The sequence below is a fragment of the Frankia gtarii genome, assembly GCF_025403375.1.
Lineage (GTDB): Bacteria > Actinomycetota > Actinomycetes > Frankiales > Frankiaceae > Frankia > Frankia gtarii.
In genome coordinates this window covers 1-18,063 of sequence record NZ_JAMPTM010000013.1, presented here as the reverse complement: position 1 = coordinate 18,063, position 18,063 = coordinate 1, and the positions used below count along the sequence as shown (strand labels likewise).

At 68.9% G+C, this 18,063-nt stretch carries 20 protein-coding genes; 9 read left to right on the top strand and 11 right to left on the bottom strand.

All coding sequences use genetic code 11. The features are described from left to right. Positions 1-137 precede the first annotated feature (137 nt). From NBZ83_RS04170 to NBZ83_RS04150, 5 genes are all read left to right on the top strand, one after another. The gene (locus NBZ83_RS04170; RefSeq protein ID WP_256790082.1) at positions 138-1,106 is read left to right on the top strand and encodes a M56 family metallopeptidase; all 969 of its coding nucleotides are present in this window, start codon (positions 138-140) and stop codon (positions 1,104-1,106) included. Continuing rightward, positions 1,070-1,513: a phosphatase PAP2 family protein gene (locus tag NBZ83_RS04165; RefSeq protein WP_256790083.1), complete on the top strand. Its 444-nt coding sequence runs from the start codon at positions 1,070-1,072 to the stop codon at positions 1,511-1,513. Before NBZ83_RS04170 ends, NBZ83_RS04165 begins: the two co-directional genes overlap by 37 nt. Further along, complete coding sequence (locus NBZ83_RS04160; RefSeq protein WP_157734378.1) at positions 1,489-1,632, top strand: hypothetical protein; 144 nt, start codon at positions 1,489-1,491, stop codon at positions 1,630-1,632. Before NBZ83_RS04165 ends, NBZ83_RS04160 begins: the two co-directional genes overlap by 25 nt. A gap of 105 nt (positions 1,633-1,737) precedes the next feature. Then, positions 1,738-2,136 (top strand): BlaI/MecI/CopY family transcriptional regulator, encoded by a 399-nt coding sequence (locus tag NBZ83_RS04155; RefSeq protein WP_256790084.1) that lies wholly within the window; start codon positions 1,738-1,740, stop codon positions 2,134-2,136. A gap of 285 nt (positions 2,137-2,421) precedes the next feature. Next, on the top strand, positions 2,422-2,727 hold the full coding sequence (locus tag NBZ83_RS04150; RefSeq protein WP_256790085.1) for a hypothetical protein: 306 nt from the start codon (positions 2,422-2,424) through the stop codon (positions 2,725-2,727). Positions 2,728-2,838: 111 nt separating this feature from the next. Here NBZ83_RS04150 and NBZ83_RS04145 read toward each other — a convergent pair whose 3' ends face one another. From NBZ83_RS04145 to NBZ83_RS04130, 4 genes are all read right to left on the bottom strand, one after another. Further along, complete coding sequence (locus NBZ83_RS04145; protein ID WP_055751195.1) at positions 2,839-3,033, bottom strand: hypothetical protein; 195 nt, start codon at positions 3,031-3,033, stop codon at positions 2,839-2,841. A 72-nt stretch (positions 3,034-3,105) separates the two neighbouring features. After that, the gene (locus tag NBZ83_RS04140) at positions 3,106-3,912 is read right to left on the bottom strand and encodes an ABC transporter permease (RefSeq protein WP_261574368.1); all 807 of its coding nucleotides are present in this window, start codon (positions 3,910-3,912) and stop codon (positions 3,106-3,108) included. 8 nt (positions 3,913-3,920) lie between these two features. Next, positions 3,921-4,850, bottom strand: a complete 930-nt coding sequence (locus NBZ83_RS04135) for an ABC transporter ATP-binding protein (protein ID WP_256790088.1) — start codon at positions 4,848-4,850, stop codon at positions 3,921-3,923. Between the two features lie 37 nt (positions 4,851-4,887). Then, positions 4,888-5,067 carry a hypothetical protein gene (locus tag NBZ83_RS04130; RefSeq protein ID WP_256790089.1) on the bottom strand — a complete coding sequence of 60 codons (180 nt, stop codon included), beginning with the start codon at positions 5,065-5,067 and terminating at the stop codon, positions 4,888-4,890. Between the two features lie 114 nt (positions 5,068-5,181). Between NBZ83_RS04130 and NBZ83_RS04125 the strand changes: the two genes are divergently transcribed. The 4 genes from NBZ83_RS04125 to NBZ83_RS04110 all read left to right on the top strand — a co-directional run bounded on the left by NBZ83_RS04125 (position 5,182) and on the right by NBZ83_RS04110 (position 10,958). Continuing rightward, positions 5,182-5,748, top strand: coding sequence for a TetR/AcrR family transcriptional regulator (locus NBZ83_RS04125; protein ID WP_256790090.1), 567 nt, complete (start codon positions 5,182-5,184; stop codon positions 5,746-5,748). Positions 5,749-6,357: 609 nt separating this feature from the next. Beyond that, on the top strand, positions 6,358-6,564 hold the full coding sequence (locus NBZ83_RS04120; RefSeq protein WP_256790091.1) for a heavy-metal-associated domain-containing protein: 207 nt from the start codon (positions 6,358-6,360) through the stop codon (positions 6,562-6,564). Positions 6,565-6,644: 80 nt separating this feature from the next. Beyond that, positions 6,645-8,972, top strand: a complete 2,328-nt coding sequence (locus tag NBZ83_RS04115) for a heavy metal translocating P-type ATPase (RefSeq protein WP_256790092.1) — start codon at positions 6,645-6,647, stop codon at positions 8,970-8,972. 813 nt (positions 8,973-9,785) lie between these two features. Continuing rightward, positions 9,786-10,958 (top strand): hypothetical protein, encoded by a 1,173-nt coding sequence (locus tag NBZ83_RS04110; protein WP_256790093.1) that lies wholly within the window; start codon positions 9,786-9,788, stop codon positions 10,956-10,958. 63 nt (positions 10,959-11,021) lie between these two features. Here NBZ83_RS04110 and NBZ83_RS04105 read toward each other — a convergent pair whose 3' ends face one another. The 7 genes from NBZ83_RS04105 to NBZ83_RS04075 form a co-directional block, all read right to left on the bottom strand. Beyond that, entirely contained in the window at positions 11,022-11,768 is a 747-nt protein-coding gene (locus NBZ83_RS04105) for a TatD family hydrolase (protein WP_256790094.1), read from the bottom strand. Continuing rightward, on the bottom strand, positions 11,765-13,135 hold the full coding sequence (gene qatC / locus NBZ83_RS04100; RefSeq protein WP_256790095.1) for a Qat anti-phage system QueC-like protein QatC: 1,371 nt from the start codon (positions 13,133-13,135) through the stop codon (positions 11,765-11,767). The genes NBZ83_RS04105 and qatC overlap by 4 nt, the downstream gene beginning before the upstream one ends. Next, a complete protein-coding gene (locus NBZ83_RS04095; protein WP_256790096.1) occupies positions 13,132-13,866 on the bottom strand; it encodes a Qat anti-phage system associated protein QatB in 735 nt (244 codons plus the stop codon). The genes qatC and NBZ83_RS04095 overlap by 4 nt, the downstream gene beginning before the upstream one ends. Next, the gene (locus NBZ83_RS04090; protein ID WP_261562170.1) at positions 13,866-15,857 is read right to left on the bottom strand and encodes a KAP family P-loop NTPase fold protein; all 1,992 of its coding nucleotides are present in this window, start codon (positions 15,855-15,857) and stop codon (positions 13,866-13,868) included. The genes NBZ83_RS04095 and NBZ83_RS04090 overlap by 1 nt, the downstream gene beginning before the upstream one ends. Then, on the bottom strand, positions 15,758-16,861 hold the full coding sequence (locus tag NBZ83_RS04085; RefSeq protein ID WP_256790453.1) for an MFS transporter: 1,104 nt from the start codon (positions 16,859-16,861) through the stop codon (positions 15,758-15,760). The genes NBZ83_RS04090 and NBZ83_RS04085 overlap by 100 nt, the downstream gene beginning before the upstream one ends. Before the next feature lie 168 nt (positions 16,862-17,029). After that, complete coding sequence (locus NBZ83_RS04080) at positions 17,030-17,383, bottom strand: DUF6907 domain-containing protein (RefSeq protein ID WP_256790454.1); 354 nt, start codon at positions 17,381-17,383, stop codon at positions 17,030-17,032. Next, the coding region (locus tag NBZ83_RS04075; RefSeq protein WP_261574367.1) for an ATP-binding protein at positions 17,380-18,063 on the bottom strand (684 nt) is incomplete at its 5' end. The genes NBZ83_RS04080 and NBZ83_RS04075, both read right to left, overlap by 4 nt.

The window sequence follows — 18,063 nt, the reverse complement described above, 5'->3', positions numbered from 1 at the left end:
CTGCCGCCGGCAGAGGGAGGCGGTGACCATGCGCGGAGCAGGTGACCTGGAAGCCGCGGTCATGGACAGGCCGTGGTCTACGCAGGAACCTCGGAACGTCCAGATGGTGTACGAGGACTTGCCATGAGGGATATGGCATGACGGTCGCCGTCGCCCTGCTGGCCTATGCGACGGTGCTCGCCGTCACCTCACCCCGGTTGCTGCGCGGCGCGTCCTGGGCCGACCGCGCGCCACGGCTGGGGATCTGTCTATGGCAGGCGTTGTCCATGTCCGTGCTCGCCGCCGCCGCGCTCGCCGGGTTGGCGCTGGCCCTACCCAGCCCGCGTCTGAGCGCCAACCTCGCCGCGCTGCTTCGCGCCTGCATCATGTCCCTGCAGGCCTCGTACGCCACCCCCGGTGGCGCCGGCATCGCGGGCGCCGGATTGACCCTGACCACGATTCTCCTGCTCCGTGTTGGCTTCTGCGCCACCTCCGGCCTCGCCCGCGCCGGGCGCGAACGCCGCCGGCACGCCCGGAAACTCGCCGTCGTCGCTCGACCCGCTCCCGCCCTCGACGCGGTCGTCCTCACCCACCCCACGGCCGCGGTCTACTGCCTACCCGGCCGCGCCCGCCGGGTGGTCCTCACCACCGCGGCGGTCGAGACGCTCACCGCCGAGCAGCTGCGGGCCGTTCTCGCCCACGAGCGGGCGCACCTGGCCGAACGACACCACCTCATCCTGGCCGGTGCCGACACCTTCGCCCGCGCCTTCCCGCGCATCCCCCTGTTCATCGCGGCGCGCGCCGAGATCGCGCGACTCCTCGAGCTGGCCGCGGACGACGCCGCATGCCGCCACCACGAACGACGCTCCATCGCCGCCGCGCTCGCCGCCCTCGCCGGTGCAGGCCACCCCGAAGCCAGTCTGGCCGCAGGCGGCCCGACCGCGTTGGAACGCGTCCGCCGCCTCCTACGGCCTGCGAACCCGCTCGGCGCGACGCGCACCGCTCTCGGCGCCACGGTCATCGTGTTGCTGCTGCTCATACCCCTCGTCGTCGCGGCCGGCCCGATGGCCGTCATTGCCCACGCCGCCTATTGCCCGATACCCGCGGTCGCGCCCCCCGGCGCCTGAGCACCCTCGATTTCCTCATCACGCCCGCCGTACTCATCTGGCTGCGCCGCGGCCGTCCCACCCGCTACCGCGCGGCCCGGAGCATGCTTGCCCTCACCACATTGTTCGGTCTCGTCGGCTTCGTGCTCCTACCCACCGCCCCGCCTGCTGCCGGCGCCGGCTTCCACGACACCCTCGCCGTCTTCCACGCCTGGGGTTGGTGGAGCGGCGACGTCAGCGCCGCCCCCGGCGGCATGGACAGCGCGACCAACCAGTTCGCCGCCATGCCCTCGTTGCACGCGGCGTGGTCACTGTGGAGAGGATGGCACCTGGCCCGGCACGCTCAACGAGCCTGGGCCCGCATCCTCGGTGGCCTCTACCCGGTCCTGACCGCCGCGTGGTCATGGCCACCGCGAACCACTACCTGATCGACATCGCCGCCGGCTGGGCGCTCCTCGGAGTGGCCGCCCTCGCCGTGCGGTCGCCCGCCCGCCACTACGACCCATACCGCGCGAACCAGCCCATCAACTACGATCGGTGGTCGTAGTAGCTGTCCCGGCGCGGGGCGAGCACACGAAACAGCGGCCCGAGGACCGTGAGCCTTCGCGGCAGGGTCGGCGACCCGTTGGCAGGGGATGGGGAGGCGACCGGCGTGCGCGAACTCGGTGATCTTGAAGCTGTCGTGATGGACCGGATGTGGTCCGCGGGCGAGCCGCGGACGGTCCGCGGTGTGTATGAGGAGTTGCTCGAGCAGCGACGCATCGCCTACACGACGGTGATGACCGTCATGGACAACCTCCACCGGAAGGGATGGCTGCGTCGTCGCCGAGACGGCCGAGCGTACCTCTATGAAGCCGTGCGCTCACGGGAGGTACACAGCGCGGAGGTCATGAGTGAGGCGCTGGCCGGCAGCACCAACCGGGCAATGACCCTGATGCATTTCGTCGAGCACATGCCGCCCGAGGAAGCACGGCTCCTGCGCGAGGCTCTCGACCAGAATGCCGACGCCGGCGAACGCCGCCAGGACGTGAACCCGCCCGGCCCGGCGTGAGGCTGCGCCCCAGGTCCTGCTCCGGATGCACACCGCCGGCCTTCGGCTGCCTCCCATCGGAGGCGCCCGCTACCGCGGCGATACTGCTCACCGCCTCATAACCGCCGTCCAGCGGCGCGGCGTCCACCCCACGCGAACCAGAGCGCATCAAGTTCCCCACTCCACTACGATCAATAGTACTATGAGAGACAGTAGATTCGCTCGGGCGGCCCACCTCCGTCCGACCTTAACCGCGCTCTCACTTTCTGCCGCTTATGTTCCCTTCGCGCGTATCGGATGGCGACTATGTCCGACAAGATCAATTCTGGTGGTGCCGGAAAGCCGCCGCGCGCCGATGCACATCAGCCGGCGCTGACGCCGATGGAGAAGAAGGCCGCGGAACGCCGTCAGCGCTACCGAAGGAAGCGGCGGATACTCCATGCTGGCCAGATCCTGATGGCCGCCGGCGTGCTCGTCGCACTCGTCCACCTTCTGGCTCACTGGGGAGCGTTCGGGGGCCAGCCGTCGAGCCTCGTCGACCTCGTCGCCGGTTACCCCGCCGGAGCAGTGCTCTTCCTGACCGGCGCAATCGCCGCCGGCCAGCGTCAGTAGGCGGTCGGACTAGCCCGCGCAACCTCGACCATCGGACCAGGTGGTGCGGTCCGCCCGATCGCAGCGGTCAGCGGCCCGGCCTCACCCGGGCCCGGGTTTCTGGTGCTGGTCTCAGGCTGATGGCGGTTCTTCGTCGGGATTGTGGCGGTGGAGGCGGGCGAGGACATGGTTGCGGGACACGGTGTGGACGCGGCCGTGGGCGGCGGCGTGGTCCTGGACGTGGGTTTGTACCTGGGCGACGAGGTCCTCTTCGTCGTTGGCACTGATGGTTGTGTCGCAGTGTTTGCAGGTCAGGCTGGTGGTCATACCGTCTCCTCACCTTGGGCCGGGTGATCGGTGCGGCGCTGCGGGCGGCCGGGATTGGGGTCGGTCCGTGGTCTAGGTGTCGCGGTGGTTGATCAGGATAAATCCGGCAGTGAGGGCGAGGGCGGCGTAGAGGCTGAACACGCCGAAGCCGGTCCAGGCTCCGAGGTTGCCGTCGTCGTGATGCAGAAGGTAGATCTGGCCGCCGGCGTTCATGGGGATGTAGGGACCGATGTCGGTCTGCCAGGAGTGGGGCAGGAGGTCCAGCAGGATCGGGGGGAGGAACAGCAGGCTGAACAGCGCGGCGATTGCGCCGGCGCTGACCCGGATGATCGCGCCGAGGCCGAGGCCGAGCAGTCCCAGGACCGTCAGGAACAGGCCGCCTCCGGCCACGGCTCGGACTACTCCGGGATCGGCGAGGGAGGATCGCAGGCTGTCGTCGGACAGGAACGCCTGAAAGGTGAAGTAGGCGGCGAAGCTCGCGGTGATCCCGACGATGAGGGCGGTCCCGGTGAACACCATGGCCTTCGACGCGAGCAGCGTCCGGCGCCGGGGCACGGCGCTGACGGTCGCGTGGATCATGCCCGTGCCGTATTCGCTGGTGATGACGAGCACTCCCAGGACACCGAAGGCGATCTGGGCGAGGTGCAGGCCGGCGAGGCTGAGCCGGACCGCGTCGACGGTGGCTTTCTCGTGGGCGCCGAGCTGTCCAGGCAGCAAGATCGCGGCGAAGGCCGCGATCACGACGTTGGAGGTCACGGCGGCGAAGAGCGTCCAGAAGGTCGAGCGGACCGAGCGGAGTTTGCGGAACTCCGACCGTGCGATATCGGGGATACCCGCCAGGGGGCGGTGGGATGGCGGTGGGGGTGCGAGGGTGACCATGTCCGGCCTCAGTTCGGGGCCGGGACGCGGGTGCCCTCGACCGTGCGGTAGTCGACAGCGTCGCCGGTGAGTTCGATGTATCGCTGTTCCAGGGATGCCTGGTGCGCCGAAAGTTCCTGCAGCGCGAACCCGTGCACCCGGGCAAGCTCACCCACCGTGGCACCGTCGGCGCCGGTGATGCGCAGTGTGTGATCGTCCTGCCGGGTGACGCCGATGCCCTGGGCTTCCAGTAGCGTCGCGAGGGCGTCGGCCTGGGGCGAGCGGACCCGCAGGTAGCTGTCCGAGCCGCCGCGGAGGAACTCCGCGACCGTCGTCTGGGCGATCAGACGCCCTCGCCCGATGATGATCAGCCGGTCGGCGGTGAGGGCCATCTCGCTCATCAGATGGCTGGAGAGCAGAACGGTGCGGCCCTCGGCGGCCAACGCCCGCAGCAGGGTGCGTATCCACACGACGCCTTCGGGATCCAGGCCGTTGACCGGTTCGTCGAACATGAGCACCCGCGGGTCACCGAGCAGCGCGGCGGCGATGCCCAGGCGTTGGGACATGCCGAGGGAGAAGCCACCGCAGCGCCGATGGGCGACGCCGCGCAGTCCCACCTGGTCGAGGACGGTGTTCACCCGGGCCCGGCCGATGCCGTTGCTGAGCGCGAGGCACAAGAGGTGGTTGTAGGCGCTGCGCCCCCCGTGTACCGCTCGGGCGTCGAGCAGCGCCCCGACCTCGAACAGCGGACGGCGGTATCCGACGTAGGGCCGGCCGTGGACGGTGACCGAGCCCGACGTCGGTGCGTCGAGACCCAGGATCATGCGCATCGTCGTCGATTTCCCGGCTCCGTTCGGGCCCAGAAACCCCGTCACCGCACCCGGCGGCACGGTGAACGACAGGTCCTCGACCGCCCAGGTGGCGCCGTAGCGCTTACTGAGGCCGATCGCCTCGATCATCTGCGGGCTCCCCTGCTCATATGCCTGCGTCCCGGGTCTAATGCTCGGCGGGACCGACGACGCCGGTCAGATGCAGGACGACGAACAGCGCCACCACGGCGACCGCGAGGACGACCACGGTCACGGACTTCCATCGAGGTTTGCGGCCGGTCGAGCCACGCGGCGACGCCGCCCCGGGGTCGTTGTCGCGGTCGGGATGAAAGGGCAGGTCGGCCATGAGTCGTCCTCTGTGCTGCGATCACGGGTCTGCTGATGACCACCGCAGTTTACGAGACACTATGTCGATGTCGAGTCATGTTGTCGGCCATCGTCGCCGCGTACGCTATGGGGCGTGCCCAGGATCTGGAGCGACACGATCGAGGCGCACCGGCGCGCGGTGTGCGACGCGGTCCTGGACACCACCGCGGCCCTGGTAGCCGAACGCGGACTGTCCTCGGTGACGATGTCGGCGATCGCCGAACGGGCCGGCATCGGACGCGCGACGCTGTACAAGTACTTCCCCGACGTCGAGGCGATCCTGCTGGCCTGGCACGAACGCCACATCACCAGCCACCTCGAGCACCTCGCTCACATCCGGGATCACGCCGCGCCCGGGAAGCGGCTGGAAGCGGTCCTGCACGCCTGGGCGCTCATCGCCCACGAGCGCCACGACACCGAACTCGCCGCGCTCCTGCATCGAGGCGGTCACGTCATCCGAGCCCAGCAGCACCTGCACGACCTCATCCGGGACCTGCTGACCGACGGCGCGAAAACCGGCGACCTCCGCGACGACGTCGTCCCCGACGAGCTCGCGAGCTACTGCCTGCACGCCCTTACCGCCGCCGGCAACCTGCCCTCGGCAGCCGCGGTCCACCGACTCGTCACCGTCACCCTCGCCGGACTGAAACCCCCCGACTAACGACGCCCGGCCAGGGCACCAGGAAGCCTCCCGGGCTGGCTGCGAAACGAGCGGGGGCTGCTTCGAGCGGCCGGCATCCACGGCGCAGCCTTCATGGGACTCGTGCCGATCGGCTCATACCGCGGCTAGCCTTCCCGCCGAACTGTTCTGGCGACCCGATGTTCACCTTTCCCAGGCGGTCCGCAGTGCCTTGAACGCGGTCCAACCTGTGGGAAGCACGACCTGGATGAGAAGTCCTGGTCCGCGAGGGCGGGCCCGGCGTTCCGTCCGGTCAGGCAGAACCCCTCGTCGACCTGCTCCTGGGCGTTCACCGTGATGTCGGGATGCGCGGCCGTGCGCGCGACGCCCAGAGTGCCACCCACCACGGCGGCCCCGCGCCACGGCTTCTCCGTGACGGCCTGATCATCCCGGTCGTCCTTCACACCGCTGCGGCACCCGCGGGACCGGGCGCCCCAGTTGACCGCGTTGACCCGATGACGCTCCCTAGCAGGTGGTACCCCCCTGGGGTATGGTGGTGGTGATGACAGCGCCCTGCAGGTGCGATCGGGACCGCATCGGACGTCGGGGCGCATCTGGTGAGTAAGCGGTTCACGTGAGAGGACAGCGGAGATGGCAGTGATGACCTACACCGTCACTGGAATGACCTGCGGACATTGTGTGAGTTCGGTCAGCGGCGAAGTCGGCAGGATCGACGGTGTGGAGGCCGTGGACGTCGACCTCGCGAGCGGTCGCGTCACGGTGACCGGCGACGGATTCGGCGACGACGAGATCCGCGGCGCGGTCGACGCGGCCGGCTACACGCTCGTCGACGTCTGACCGCCCCCGTCCCCCACGGCGGCTGTCCGGACTTCCCGTCCTGAGCAGGCGCGCGGCAACCATCGCAGGAGGAGCCACGCATGGCCGGCAGCGACCTCACCATCAGACAGCCCCGGGCGGCCACGCCGGCCGTGGCCATCGACCTGGCCGTCGGTGGGATGACGTGCTCCTCCTGCGCGGCGCGGATCGAGAAGAAGCTCAACCGGCTCGACGGTGTCGCTGCCACGGTCAACTACGCCACCGAGACGGCGACCATCCACTACGACCCGGCCATGCTCGGCCCCGGGGATCTGGTGGCTACGGTGGAAGCCACCGGCTACACCGCCCGACTACCCCCGCAACCCACCCGCGACACCACACCACCAGCGGGCCCACCCCAGGACGAAGGCGCTCATCCGTCGGCATCATTGCAGCAACGGCTGCTGATCTCGGCGATCCTGACCCTGCCGGTACTGGTCCTGGCGATGGTGCCGGGCGCGCAGTTCGACAACTGGCAGTGGCTGTCCCTCACCCTGGCCAGCCCGGTGGTCGTATGGGGTGGCTGGCCATTCCACCGCGCCGCGTTCACGAATCTGCGACACCGCGCGGCGACGATGGACACCCTGGTCTCGATGGGCACCCTGGCCGCGTTCGGCTGGTCGCTGTACGCGCTGTTCGTCGGCGACGCGGGCATGACCGGGATGCGGATGCACTTTGACCTCACCGCCAGCGCGGGCGACGGCGCCAGTGACATCTATCTTGAGGTCGCCTCCGCCGTCGTGGTCTTCCTGCTCGCCGGCCGCTATCTGGAGGCCCGTGCCAAGCGCCGCTCGGGCGCCGCGCTGCGCGCGCTGCTGGACCTCGGCGCCAAGGACGTCACGGTCCTGCGCGGCGGGGTCGAGGCCCGCATCCCGGTCGAGCAGCTGCAGCCCGGTGACACGTTCCTGGTCCGACCCGGAGAGAAGATCGCCACCGATGGTGTCGTCGTCGAGGGATCATCGGCGATCGACGAGAGTCTGCTCACCGGCGAGTCCGTGCCGGTCGAGGTGAGCGCGGGCGATCCGGTGACCGGCGCGACCGTCAACGCCGGGGGACGACTGATCGTCCGCGCGACCCGGGTTGGCACGGACACCCGGCTGGCACAGATAGCCCGCCTCGTCCTCGACGCCCAGTCCGGGAAAGCGCCAGTGCAGCGGCTCGCGGACAGAATCTCCACCGTCTTCGTACCGGCCGTCCTGATCTTGGCCGTCGGGACACTGCTCGCCACCCTGGCCACCGGCCACGGTGGCGTCCACGCCTTCACCGCCGCCGTCGCCGTGCTGATCATCGCCTGCCCGTGCGCGTTGGGCCTGGCCACCCCGACCGCGCTGCTGGTCGGTACCGGACGGGGCGCGCAACTCGGACTGCTGATCAAGGGCCCGGAGGTACTGGAGTCCACCCGCCGCGTCGACACCATCGTGCTGGACAAGACCGGCACCGTCACCTCCGGCCGGATGAGCCTGCACGCCGTGCACGCGGCGACCAGTATCGACCCAGACGAGGTGCTGCTTCTCGCCGGCGCCCTCGAGTCCGCCAGTGAACATCCCATCGCAGCGGCCATCGCCGCCGCCGCGGTCGAAAAATTCGGGACCCTTCCACCGGTCGGCGAGTTCAGCGCCACCGCAGGCCTCGGCGTCACCGGCACCATCACCCTCGGCGATCTCACGCATGCGGTCTCGATCGGTCGTGCCGCACTGTTGTCCGACTGGGGCCTGTCCCCTGACGCCACACTGCAGGCAGCGAAGGACACCGCCGAGGCAGCGGGCCGCACCGCCGTCCTCGTCGGCTGGGACGGCCAGGTCCGAGGCGTCCTCGTGGTCGCCGACACCGTCAAGCCCACGAGTACCGCCGCTGTCACGCAGCTGCGTGACCTGGGCCTACGCCCAGTCCTGCTCACTGGGGACAACCGATCCGCGGCCACCGCGGTGGCCGCCTCCGTCGGCATCGACGAGGCAGACGTGATCGCCGAGGTGTTGCCGGAGCAGAAGGTCGACGCCGTGGCCGCCCTGCAGCGTCAAGGCAAGGTGGTGGCAATGGTGGGCGACGGGGTGAACGACGCCGCCGCGCTGGCCGCGGCCGATCTGGGCCTGTCCATGGGCACCGGCACCGACGCGGCGATCGAAGCCTCCGACATCACCCTCGTCCGCGGGGACCTCACCGCCGCCGCCGACGCGATCCGACTGTCCCGCCGGACGCTGCGCACGATCAAAGGCAACCTGTTCTGGGCCTTCGCCTACAACGTCGTGCTGATCCCGGTGGCCGCCCTCGGCCTGCTCTCCCCGCTCATCGCCGGAGCCGCGATGGCGTTCAGCTCCGTGTTCGTCGTCACCAACTCCCTGCGGCTGCGCCGCTTCCACCCTGCCGCCCCGGACCCACAAAACCGGCTGTGAGCACCGCATGGGACGAGGTGCCGCACGCGTTAGGCCCCATGTCTCCTGCCTGACAACCGGCCAAGGGCCGACAACACTGGTTGTTCGCCGCTGTCAGTGAACATCTTCACCGTTGCCTCGACCGCCTGCGGCCTCGCGGTGAACCAGAACATTCTCGTCGTCGCGCGCCTTGTCCAGGGCTTCGGCTCGGCGCTGCTGTTTCCGCAGGCGTTCTCGATGGCGTCATACCTCGACTCCCGCCGGCCTCGCTGTACTGCTCGCGGGCCGCGGACGCATGAAGGCCGCCGGACAGCGGCCAGGCGGATGGCAAGGAGGCCGTCTCGCCACTCGCCTGTGCCTGGCGACCACGGTCAGTGCGGCGAGGGCGGTGACCCGTCCTGCCTTGGTGTCAGCAGGCGCATCCTCCGCCGCAGTCGCAGGACCCCCAGGCGTGGCGTGTGCGGCAGCCTTGCGACGCTGGCGACATGCCACCAGGACAACCGCGAGGACGGCCGGCGCGATCGCGGCGGCGATCAGGATCTGGTTGACCGCGGCGGCGAATCCGGCCGTAAGTATCCCTGCGCCGACCAACAGCGGCAGCGCGCAGCACGCGGCGCAGGCGGGCATCGCTAGCGTCACCGGCACGGAGGCCAGAGCGGCGTGCGGGAGCGGTCCGAGGGCGGGGGCCTCGGTGGCCGTGGTCATACACACCCTCGTCGAGGTCGTCGGCATGGTCGTCTACGTCCGTGCCGTTCCGCGGCTTCTCCTTACCAGCAGGGGTGTGCCGGCCGGGCCAGTAGCGCGATCGCCGTGACGGTACGGGATGATGGTGTGGTGACCGCCCGTTTTGCCGAGCCTGACTACCAGTTGGTCTGGCCCCGAGCGCTGTTCGTAGCAGAATCTGCCGAGCTCTTGAACAGGCGCGATATGAGCGACTGGAACGACCGATGCGAGCTGCTGCTGGAAGATGCGTTTGTTCACGGCTATGCAGGAGGCCCCGTCGTCGATTTCCGGGAAGTAACCGAACCGGGTTACGGATTCGGATCATCCGGCCCACGTCAAGGGCAGATTTTCACGAGAAAGCAGCTCTTCCTGCGCGAGCTCATGGTCAATGCCGAAAGCCTCCACGAAGATCCACCTCCCCGGGAGCCCTATTGGCGAGAGCGGGCGCGAGGGCGACGTGGGCCGGTGAGCTTGAGCATGAACGCACTGGCTCGCCAGTATGTAGATCTCGTCCGTGAGCTCGAAGTCGCGGGCTACTTCGAGCGGCGATTCGGTAAGGACTGCGTCGACGATCAGTATGACCCGTCTCCCGCATACTTGATTGAAGACGCGTTTGGCGGGGAGACTACATGGCCCATCGACCCGGAGATGCTGGCTACGGACCGAGAGAACCTCTTCCAGATGATCGAGGTCCTGCATGATTTTGTAGCACGGCCGCGGCAACGACGGCATCACTCGTTCGGCGAGTGCGGGTGGCACCATAGCGAGTTCGATCTCGCGTCCGGCCGCACGGTGTACCGTTGGCGAGTAAACAGTCTCCTTCGTCGAAGTGACATCCGCTACCGCCTTGCGGATGAAGGTGCCGACGTTGGTCGACTCGTCGATGTGACCGACGACGAACGTTCGGAACTTGTGCGATCGCTGCTTGCCCGAGAGACAAGCGAGCAGGACGACCAGGTTCGGCACGCGATCTCGCTGTTTCGCGGCCGTGGGGCCGGGCGGCACCAGAGGCGCTCCGCGGTTGCAGCTCTGGCGCTGGTGATCGAGGAGCGTCGTCACGGGATACTGCGAGAGGTGCTGGCGAAGTCCGACCGTGGCGCCTTGTTCGACATCGCCAACAACTTCCATATTCGCCACCAAGACGCAAAGCAGAAACGTGATTACGACGACTTCTATCTGGACTGGGTATTCTGGTTGTACCTGTCGACGGTGGAGCTCATGAACCGGATCATCGATGACCAGCGGGCGAACTCGACGCAAGAGGACCGCACGGCGGACTCGTAGCCAAGGCTACGAGCAGGCACCGACTAACGTGCCTTCAACGCTGTGTGAGGATGTGCGCTTGTCTCAGGAAGCGGGGGCTCCGGGCAGTCGACGAAGATTGTCCGAGATCGTTGTTTGTGTCTCGGCTGCCGATGTTTCCCAGAGGGATGCAAGAAGCTTCAGTGTGCCCACGAGGTCAGCGGGATGGGCGGGCCGCCCGCCGTGGCGGGCGAAAGGGCCGTCGGTCTCCAGGAGCACCCGGTCCCGCGGAATATTTCGGAGGAGCGCTGCACCCTTCTTTGTCCGTATCATCGCAGGATTGATGGAGAAGAACAGTCCTGCGGCGAGTGCGTCGTCGATGGCCGCGAGCGGTCCGGTGTACCAGTGGAGAATAGCTGGCACTCCGGCCTGTGTGAGGCGGGCGATGGTTTCGCGTTCGGCACCCCGGCTGTGGACGGTGACCGGCCGCGTCCGCAGTTCTGGGATTGCCAGGATTGTCTCGAAGGCGCGGAGTTGCTGGTGGCGGGTCTGTGCGCCGACGCGGGAGAAATCCAGCCCGATCTCACCGATCCACGTCGACTGAGGTAGAAGCCGCAGAAACCGGGTCAACTCGTGAGGACTCGCTGCGCCAACACGGAGGGGGTGCAGACCGAGTGCCACCTCGACGCCGGCGCGGCGGCCGAGACGCGCACGGAGCAGGCGATGCTTGCCGGGGTCCTCGGTCACGGCGACGACGTGTACTCCCGCGGCGCGGGCCTCGTCGAGAACGGCGAGGGGATCGTCGTACGCGTCGATGTGACAGTGCGTGTCAGTAAGCGTGGCCGGTGTCATGGTGCGGCCTGCATCAGGTCGGTGAGGTCGGTGCCCGTTCGGCTGGTGAGCCAGGCTCGGAGTTCCGCGAGTCCGCGCCGCCAGACGCCGGTGAAGGCGGCGCGTTCACCGAACGGGAGTGGGCCATTGCGCAGGACGTCGCGGTCCGGGCTGTCGGTGACCGCTGCGCTGACGACGGCTCGCAGGTCCGCGCCGCGTCGGCTGCGGCGACGGAGCAGCCTTGCCAGGTCGTCGTTATCGAACACGTCGTAGGCGTACTTCTCGTCGTCCCAGCCGACGTGCGCGAGGGAGGCGCGGCGGATGAGGCAAGGGAAGCAGTATCCGCAGTTGCCTTGCTTGCGCCCAACATAGCGTGCGGTTTCGGGGTGGGAGCAGGAGACGCTGAGCGGGGCGAGGCGTTGCAGTAGCGTGCTGTTGGCCGACCTTGCGAGAATCTCGCCCTTGGTCGACAGGCGGTATGGATTGACGATGGGGTTCGAGACTCCGATCGCCGTGGTGGCCTCCGCGAGCCGTCGCAGGAAGTGCGGGTGTGTCGTACGGGTGCTCGCGCTGCCGACGCGGGCTCGGGTCAGCGGGACATTGAGGCCGATGAACCCGTTCTCGGGGAGGTAAACCGGCACGTCGGCGCCTTCTGCCGCGGCGAGGGTCAACGCGGCGGCCAGGAAGAGCAGGGATCGCGACCGGGTGGTGTTCTCACGCGGCCCGGGAAGTGGGTGGGCCTGCTGGCCGTTCGCTGGGGCGGGTCGCAGGTAGAGGCGGCGGGACATGATGCGTTCAGCGCCGTAATGGCTGCGGAGGGCGTCGAGCAGGTGCTGCTGGGCGGTGGACGCCCGCCCGCCTTCGTGGTGGGACACCAGGCACAGACGCCGACCGGGGTCGGCTTCCAGGAGGTCGATAAGGCCGCTCAACGAGTCGAGCCCTCCGGAGAACAGGCACACGCCGTCGACACCAAGTCCGACCACTCCCTTGACTTGGGGAACATCGCTGACCTGGGTCAAGGGGTGTCGAGCGGCGTGGTAAGGCCGGAGCTGCCAGCGGTCGCCGGTCAGGAAGCGCAGGGGTGTCTCGAAGTCGGCGCGCTGCCAGCTGGCGGTATCGCCCACGGGGAGCCGTAGGGTGATGTCCCTGGTCCAAGAGTCGACCGTGCCACGTCGCAAGGTGGTCTTGTCCGCGCAATAGACCGCCGCTCCGAGAACCATCAGGTCGGCGGCCGGGCGGGGCGGTCGCCAGCCGGCGAAGAACTCGGGCCCAGCATCGCCGGTTTGGATCGTGGCCGCGGTCTGGCCCGGCGACCAGTCCAGAAGCCGGACATCGTCAGGCTCCGCAGCGGGCGTGGTGAGGTCGCTTCGCACCAGATAGTCGGTCACTGCTGGTCTCCGTCCAGCCCTTGGATGGCCTCGTACGTCGCGCGGAGGGCGTCGTCCGCGATCTGCCGCCCCTGACGACCCGACCAGTCCACCGCGAACGGGTCGTCGGGAAGCCGGAGCGAGACCATAGTCTGGATGATCTGACGCATCTCCTCGTCCGCCCGGCGCACGGCGTGGGGGTCGGAGATGCGGGTGAGCCGTTCGGCGATGACCGGAACCCGGTTGTAGATGTAGTGAGCCAGAAACGACTCCAGCAGGGCGGCCAGGGTCTCCCGGGTGACCGTCGCGTCGGCCGTGCTGGTCAGGTCGGCCCAGGTGTCGGCGTCACCGAACACCTCCTCCAGGACGTCGCACACGGCGTCCCGGGCGGCCTGCGAGTCGAGGTCGTCCCCATCCCCGGCGACGAAAGTGATCATCTCGTCGAGGACGTCGAAGCGTGTCCGGCCGATAAGCGCGGACAATCCGAAAGAGCCCAGGGTGCTTTCGAGGCCCTCGCCGCCGACGCCGGCGAGCAGCGCGCCGAGCCGCTGGACCCCTGTGCTACCGGCCCTGGCACTGGCGGCAGCACCTGGGCCGCCCAGCACCGGGACGTGGCGGGCGAGTACCCGCCGGGCGAAGGTCGGGGTGTTCGGCGAACCGGTGGCGAGTCCTCGTGTGTAGGACGCGGTGGCGTGTTTGAGGGGAGTCCAGGCGCCGCCGCTGCCCGCCGTGCGGTCGGTCGAGGTTCCCATCAGCGTCTGCCCGAGAGTTGGCGCATCTCACGTGCCCGCCGGATGACGGTTGCCAGTCCGGGAGCGGTGCTGTTCTCCCAACGTTCGAGGAGGGAGGCCACCGCGGGATTGTCGCCGGGCAGCCGGGCAGCCTTCCCTGCGTGGTGCACCGGGATCGCCGCCGGCGGGATGCGCATCAGGGCCTCGCAGACGGGTCGCACGGTGTCGGGGGCGCGTTCGGCGAGTTCGAGGGCCGCGACGAACGCGGGACTGTCTGCCCGCCGTATGAGCATTTCGACCAGGGCCTCCACCAAGTGAAGGCGATCTCCGGCGGGGAGCGTCGCGATCTCGCCGCAGGCGCCCCGTCGAGCCCCCGCGACCTCCGACTGAACCTTGCTCAGCAGCTCCTGCAACCGCGGGGGTAGCCGTGTGACGGCGACGCCGAGCGTCAGCCTGTCGCGCGAGTAGGTGAAGTAGGGGCGTAGGTCTATCTCCCGGAGCGGCGGGTCCAGCCGCAGCCAGGCGGTGATGTGCGACTTGCCCGCCCAGTTCCGCACTTCCTCGGCGATCTCGGGTTGGTCGTCTGTCGGCCGCCGAGTTCGACCCCCTGGGGACCTTCGAGCACTGGGGACCCGGTCAGACTGCCCGCCCTCTCCCGATCCAGCCGTGTGCTCCTCATCTGGGTCCTCTCCGGCGGCATCCGCCGGCGGCGCGTTGACCGATTCCGCCGCCGCGAGTTCGGGAATCGGGCCTGGCGCGGTGAGTTGCCAGGCGTAGAGACGCTGGAAGTCGCTGACGTGCTGTTCCTCCAACGCCATGAGCTTGGCCAGTACCGGCAGCTGAAGCGTGACACCCCGGCGCTTCGCGCTCCGATGCTTCAGAAGCAGGTTGTTGAGAAATCGCTTCAGCTGACGGGGGTTTCCTCTCAGCCCTGAACCGAGTACCTCCGAGATGCTGGCGGCCCACTCCAGGTCACGGACGAGCTCCACCGGCACGTCGCCCAGAACCTCGCCGGCCACTCCGAGGTTGAACGCCACCTGCAAGACCCCGGCGGCCCGACGTCCACGAGTCTCGCCCAAGACCGCGGTGAACTGCTCGTCATCGAGGTGCAGCTCGGCGAGCAGCAGGTTCACGTATGTGTCGGCCTCGGGGGCGGCCAAGGGAGGGATGACCACCTTGATCTGGAGCATCTTCTCCAGGTAGTTCGCACCGATCCCGCCACCACCAGGCTGCTGTAGCTGCGGGTACCGCGAGTCGATCGCGGACTCGACGACCGCCTGATTCGCCGCGATGACATAAGCGGTCTTCGGCGTGTTCAGGAAGAGCCGGATCGCCTCGAACGTGTCCACCACCGTTCCCGGTAGGCACCGGTCGAGGTCGTCGATGAACACCACGACAGCGTCCGTCCCGTCCAACGATGCGACGAGCTCCGCGAACTCGGCACGAAAACGGCCAGCATCAAGGCGCGCTCCTCCTCGATCATCGTCCTCCCCCGTCGCGTCCTGCGGCTCTTCCAGGAGCCGCCCGGCCCCGCCCGCTACCCCTGCCAGCATCCCTTCCGCCAGCGTCGGGTCGATATCGGGAAGCACGGTCGGGAGCAGGAGCGGCGCGGCAGTCAGCGCCAGCCGCCCGCCCTTGCGTCCCCACTGGCCCAGATTCTGGACGAAACCACGCAGCCTGGACACCTGCTCCTGCTGCGCCTTCTCGGTCGTCCTCTGGCTGACCTCGTCGAGGACCTTCGTCATCAGGGCGACCTTGACATCGTCATAGTCCTCGTACTGCCACGGACTGAACTCGACGCAGGCATAGCAGGACTGCGTCTCGTTGCCGGCGCGGATCTCCAACAGCTCCTGCTGCGTGATCTTCATCAGGCTGCTCTTGCCCGAACCCCAGTCCCCGAGGAGGCCGACCGTTAGCGGAAGCAGCCGAGGCTCGGTGAGGGCGACGACAAGCGCGTCCACCAGAAAGTCGAAGCCGAGAAGATCAACATCTGTTTCGTTGTCCGCCCACATCCCCCGCTCCGTCCGCCATCACTACCCGGGCCGTGCATCCGCTGTGGCCCAAGGCGAACAACGAGGATAGATCGGGTTCGGCAACCCCGTGGACCTGGCCCCCGCCCGCGAGGACGGTTTGGCGGCTGACGCGTCCGGGTGCTGCCTGCTCCGCACGCGTCGGGCGGTCGCCGACCCGCCGCCAGCTGGCCGACGACCGCACTGGCGGCGAGGGCGGCACCCGCGATCCCGAGACCGGTCGCACCCGCCCCGAAGGTGTCCATCACCAGCAGCGGCACGAGCACCGTCTGAAACGGCATGAGCCGCACACTGGCGATCGCGGTGACCGTAAACAGCACGTGGAGATCACCGCGCTGGGTGAGGTAGGCGAGTCCGGCGCGGGCCTGACCGGGCACCCGCGGCACCGGCGGAGCCGGATACATCTCCTCGCGGCGCATCGCTGCGAGCGCCACCAGCACCGCCGCGAACGAGACCGCGTTGGCCCAGCAGGCAGCGGCCACCCCCAGCCCAGCGATCACGACCCCGGCGAGCGCGGACCCGACCACTCGCCCGGAGGTAAACGCCGCGCTGTTCAGCGCGACCGCGGACGAACGCAACGGTCCATCCACGATCTCCGCCAACAACGACTGCTGCAATGGATTGGAGACCACCGTGCTCACCCCGAGCCCGGCCGCCAGCAGGTACACCTGCCACACCGCACCCCCAGCCAGCGCCACCACGCCGAGGAACACCGCCAGCATCGCCGCAGCGACCTGCTCGGCGGCCATCGCCCGACGCCGGTGTGCCAGCCGATCCACCCACACGCTGGCGTGGACGCCGCCCAGCGCTGTCGGCGCGAACTGCACGGCCACGGTGATCCCCAGCGCCGTGCCCCCGCCCCCCAGATGCAGCACCAGATAGTCCTGCGCGACCCGCTGCATCCAGGTACCCACATGCGAAACGCATTTCGCCATGAAGTACAGCCGGAAATTCCGGTTGGTTAATGCCGCGAAAGCACCGTCCACCGCACCCCCGATTCGGCTGATTCATTCCGACGGGCAGGAAAGCCAGCCCCGATCGCTCCCGGGGGCGGGCTGCTGCTCTGGGGCCAGCGCGGCGGTGCACCGTTCTGGCCGGCGTTGCGCGAGGTCGGCTCCGGTGCGCTGACCTTCGCCACCGCGCCGGTCGGGCCGCTATCCCTGGGCATCGTCGTCCTGGTCGCGGCCGGTCCGAGCGTTGCGGACCGCGGTGACTGCGCGGCTGATCGCGGAGGCGAGAATGTCGGCCTCGTCGAGGGTGAAAGCGTCGTCGTCCGGTTCGCCGGCGCCGCCGAGGCCGAGGGAGATCACCGGCTGGTAGACCGCCCCCGCGGTGACGTACTGCTCGACCCGCACCGCGAAGGCGGTCTCCCCACGGAGCCCGGGGATCTCCGGCAGGTCGATCAGGGCGATCTCGGCGGTGTGGTAGTCCCCGGGACCGTCAGTCTCCACGTGCAGGTGCCCGGCGGACTGCTGGCACCAGGGTGGGCAGGCGAAGTCGTCGGTCATGGGAGTGCTTCTCCGTTCGAGGTCGGTAGGGCGGGCCGGTCGGATCGGGTTGGCGTGGCGTCACGTGTCCAGTCGTTCAGGGCGCGCAGGCCGTCGATCACCCGTTGCAGCAGTACGAGGTCGACGGCGTCCGGGTCCAGGTCCGGTGCGTTCCCGCTGATAGGCATGTCGGGGCTACGCCGTGGCAGGCCCGGCGAGTCCGGCGGGGTGTCCGTGACGGGACGGGCGGGTGAGGTGCCGTGGGGCAGGATCGCCCAGGCGACCTTGCCGTTCGTCCGATGGCCGCCGTCGGTGTCCTGGACACGGACCCGGTAGCAGCCCGAGTCCCGGGCCAGGGCCGCCACCAGGTGCAGGCCGCGGCCGTTCTCCGCGTCGGGGTCGGCGGCCCGGAGAATCGGAACGTCCGCTACGCCGTCCCACACCTCGACGATCACGTTGTGGTGGCCGTAGGTGAGGCGCACCGCGACCCGAGACACCGCAGCGTCGTCACCGTGCTGGTCTCGTGCTCGCAGGCTGGCGATGAGGGCGTTGCTGGCCAGTTCCGACACCACCAGGACAGCGGGATCGATCAGCTCGCCGAGCCCCCACTCGTGGAGCTGTGCTGCGAGGTCGCGGCGGGCGGCGCCCGCGGAGCGGGGGTCCGTGGGGTAGTACCAGACCTGTCTCTTATACACGTCTGA

Excerpts from the sequence above, each read along its gene's own strand:
- NBZ83_RS04115 (WP_256790092.1), top strand. The coding sequence starts at position 6,645 with ATGGCCGGCAGCGACCTCACCATCAGACAGCCCCGGGCGGCCACGCCG.
- NBZ83_RS04130 (WP_256790089.1), bottom strand. The coding sequence starts at position 5,067 with ATGGCCGACCTGCCCTTTCATCCCGACCGCGACAACGACCCCGGGGCG.
- NBZ83_RS04170 (WP_256790082.1), top strand. The coding sequence starts at position 138 with ATGACGGTCGCCGTCGCCCTGCTGGCCTATGCGACGGTGCTCGCCGTC.
- NBZ83_RS04135 (WP_256790088.1), bottom strand. The coding sequence starts at position 4,850 with ATGATCGAGGCGATCGGCCTCAGTAAGCGCTACGGCGCCACCTGGGCG.
- NBZ83_RS04095 (WP_256790096.1), bottom strand. The coding sequence starts at position 13,866 with ATGGGAACCTCGACCGACCGCACGGCGGGCAGCGGCGGCGCCTGGACT.
- NBZ83_RS04090 (WP_261562170.1), bottom strand. The coding sequence starts at position 15,857 with ATGTGGGCGGACAACGAAACAGATGTTGATCTTCTCGGCTTCGACTTT.
- NBZ83_RS04160 (WP_157734378.1), top strand. The coding sequence starts at position 1,489 with ATGGCCACCGCGAACCACTACCTGATCGACATCGCCGCCGGCTGGGCG.
- NBZ83_RS04140 (WP_261574368.1), bottom strand. The coding sequence starts at position 3,912 with ATGGTCACCCTCGCACCCCCACCGCCATCCCACCGCCCCCTGGCGGGT.
- NBZ83_RS04145 (WP_055751195.1), bottom strand. The coding sequence starts at position 3,033 with ATGACCACCAGCCTGACCTGCAAACACTGCGACACAACCATCAGTGCC.
- NBZ83_RS04080 (WP_256790454.1), bottom strand. The coding sequence starts at position 17,383 with ATGACCGACGACTTCGCCTGCCCACCCTGGTGCCAGCAGTCCGCCGGG.
- NBZ83_RS04120 (WP_256790091.1), top strand. The coding sequence starts at position 6,358 with ATGGCAGTGATGACCTACACCGTCACTGGAATGACCTGCGGACATTGT.
- NBZ83_RS04105 (WP_256790094.1), bottom strand. The coding sequence starts at position 11,768 with ATGACACCGGCCACGCTTACTGACACGCACTGTCACATCGACGCGTAC.
- NBZ83_RS04150 (WP_256790085.1), top strand. The coding sequence starts at position 2,422 with ATGTCCGACAAGATCAATTCTGGTGGTGCCGGAAAGCCGCCGCGCGCC.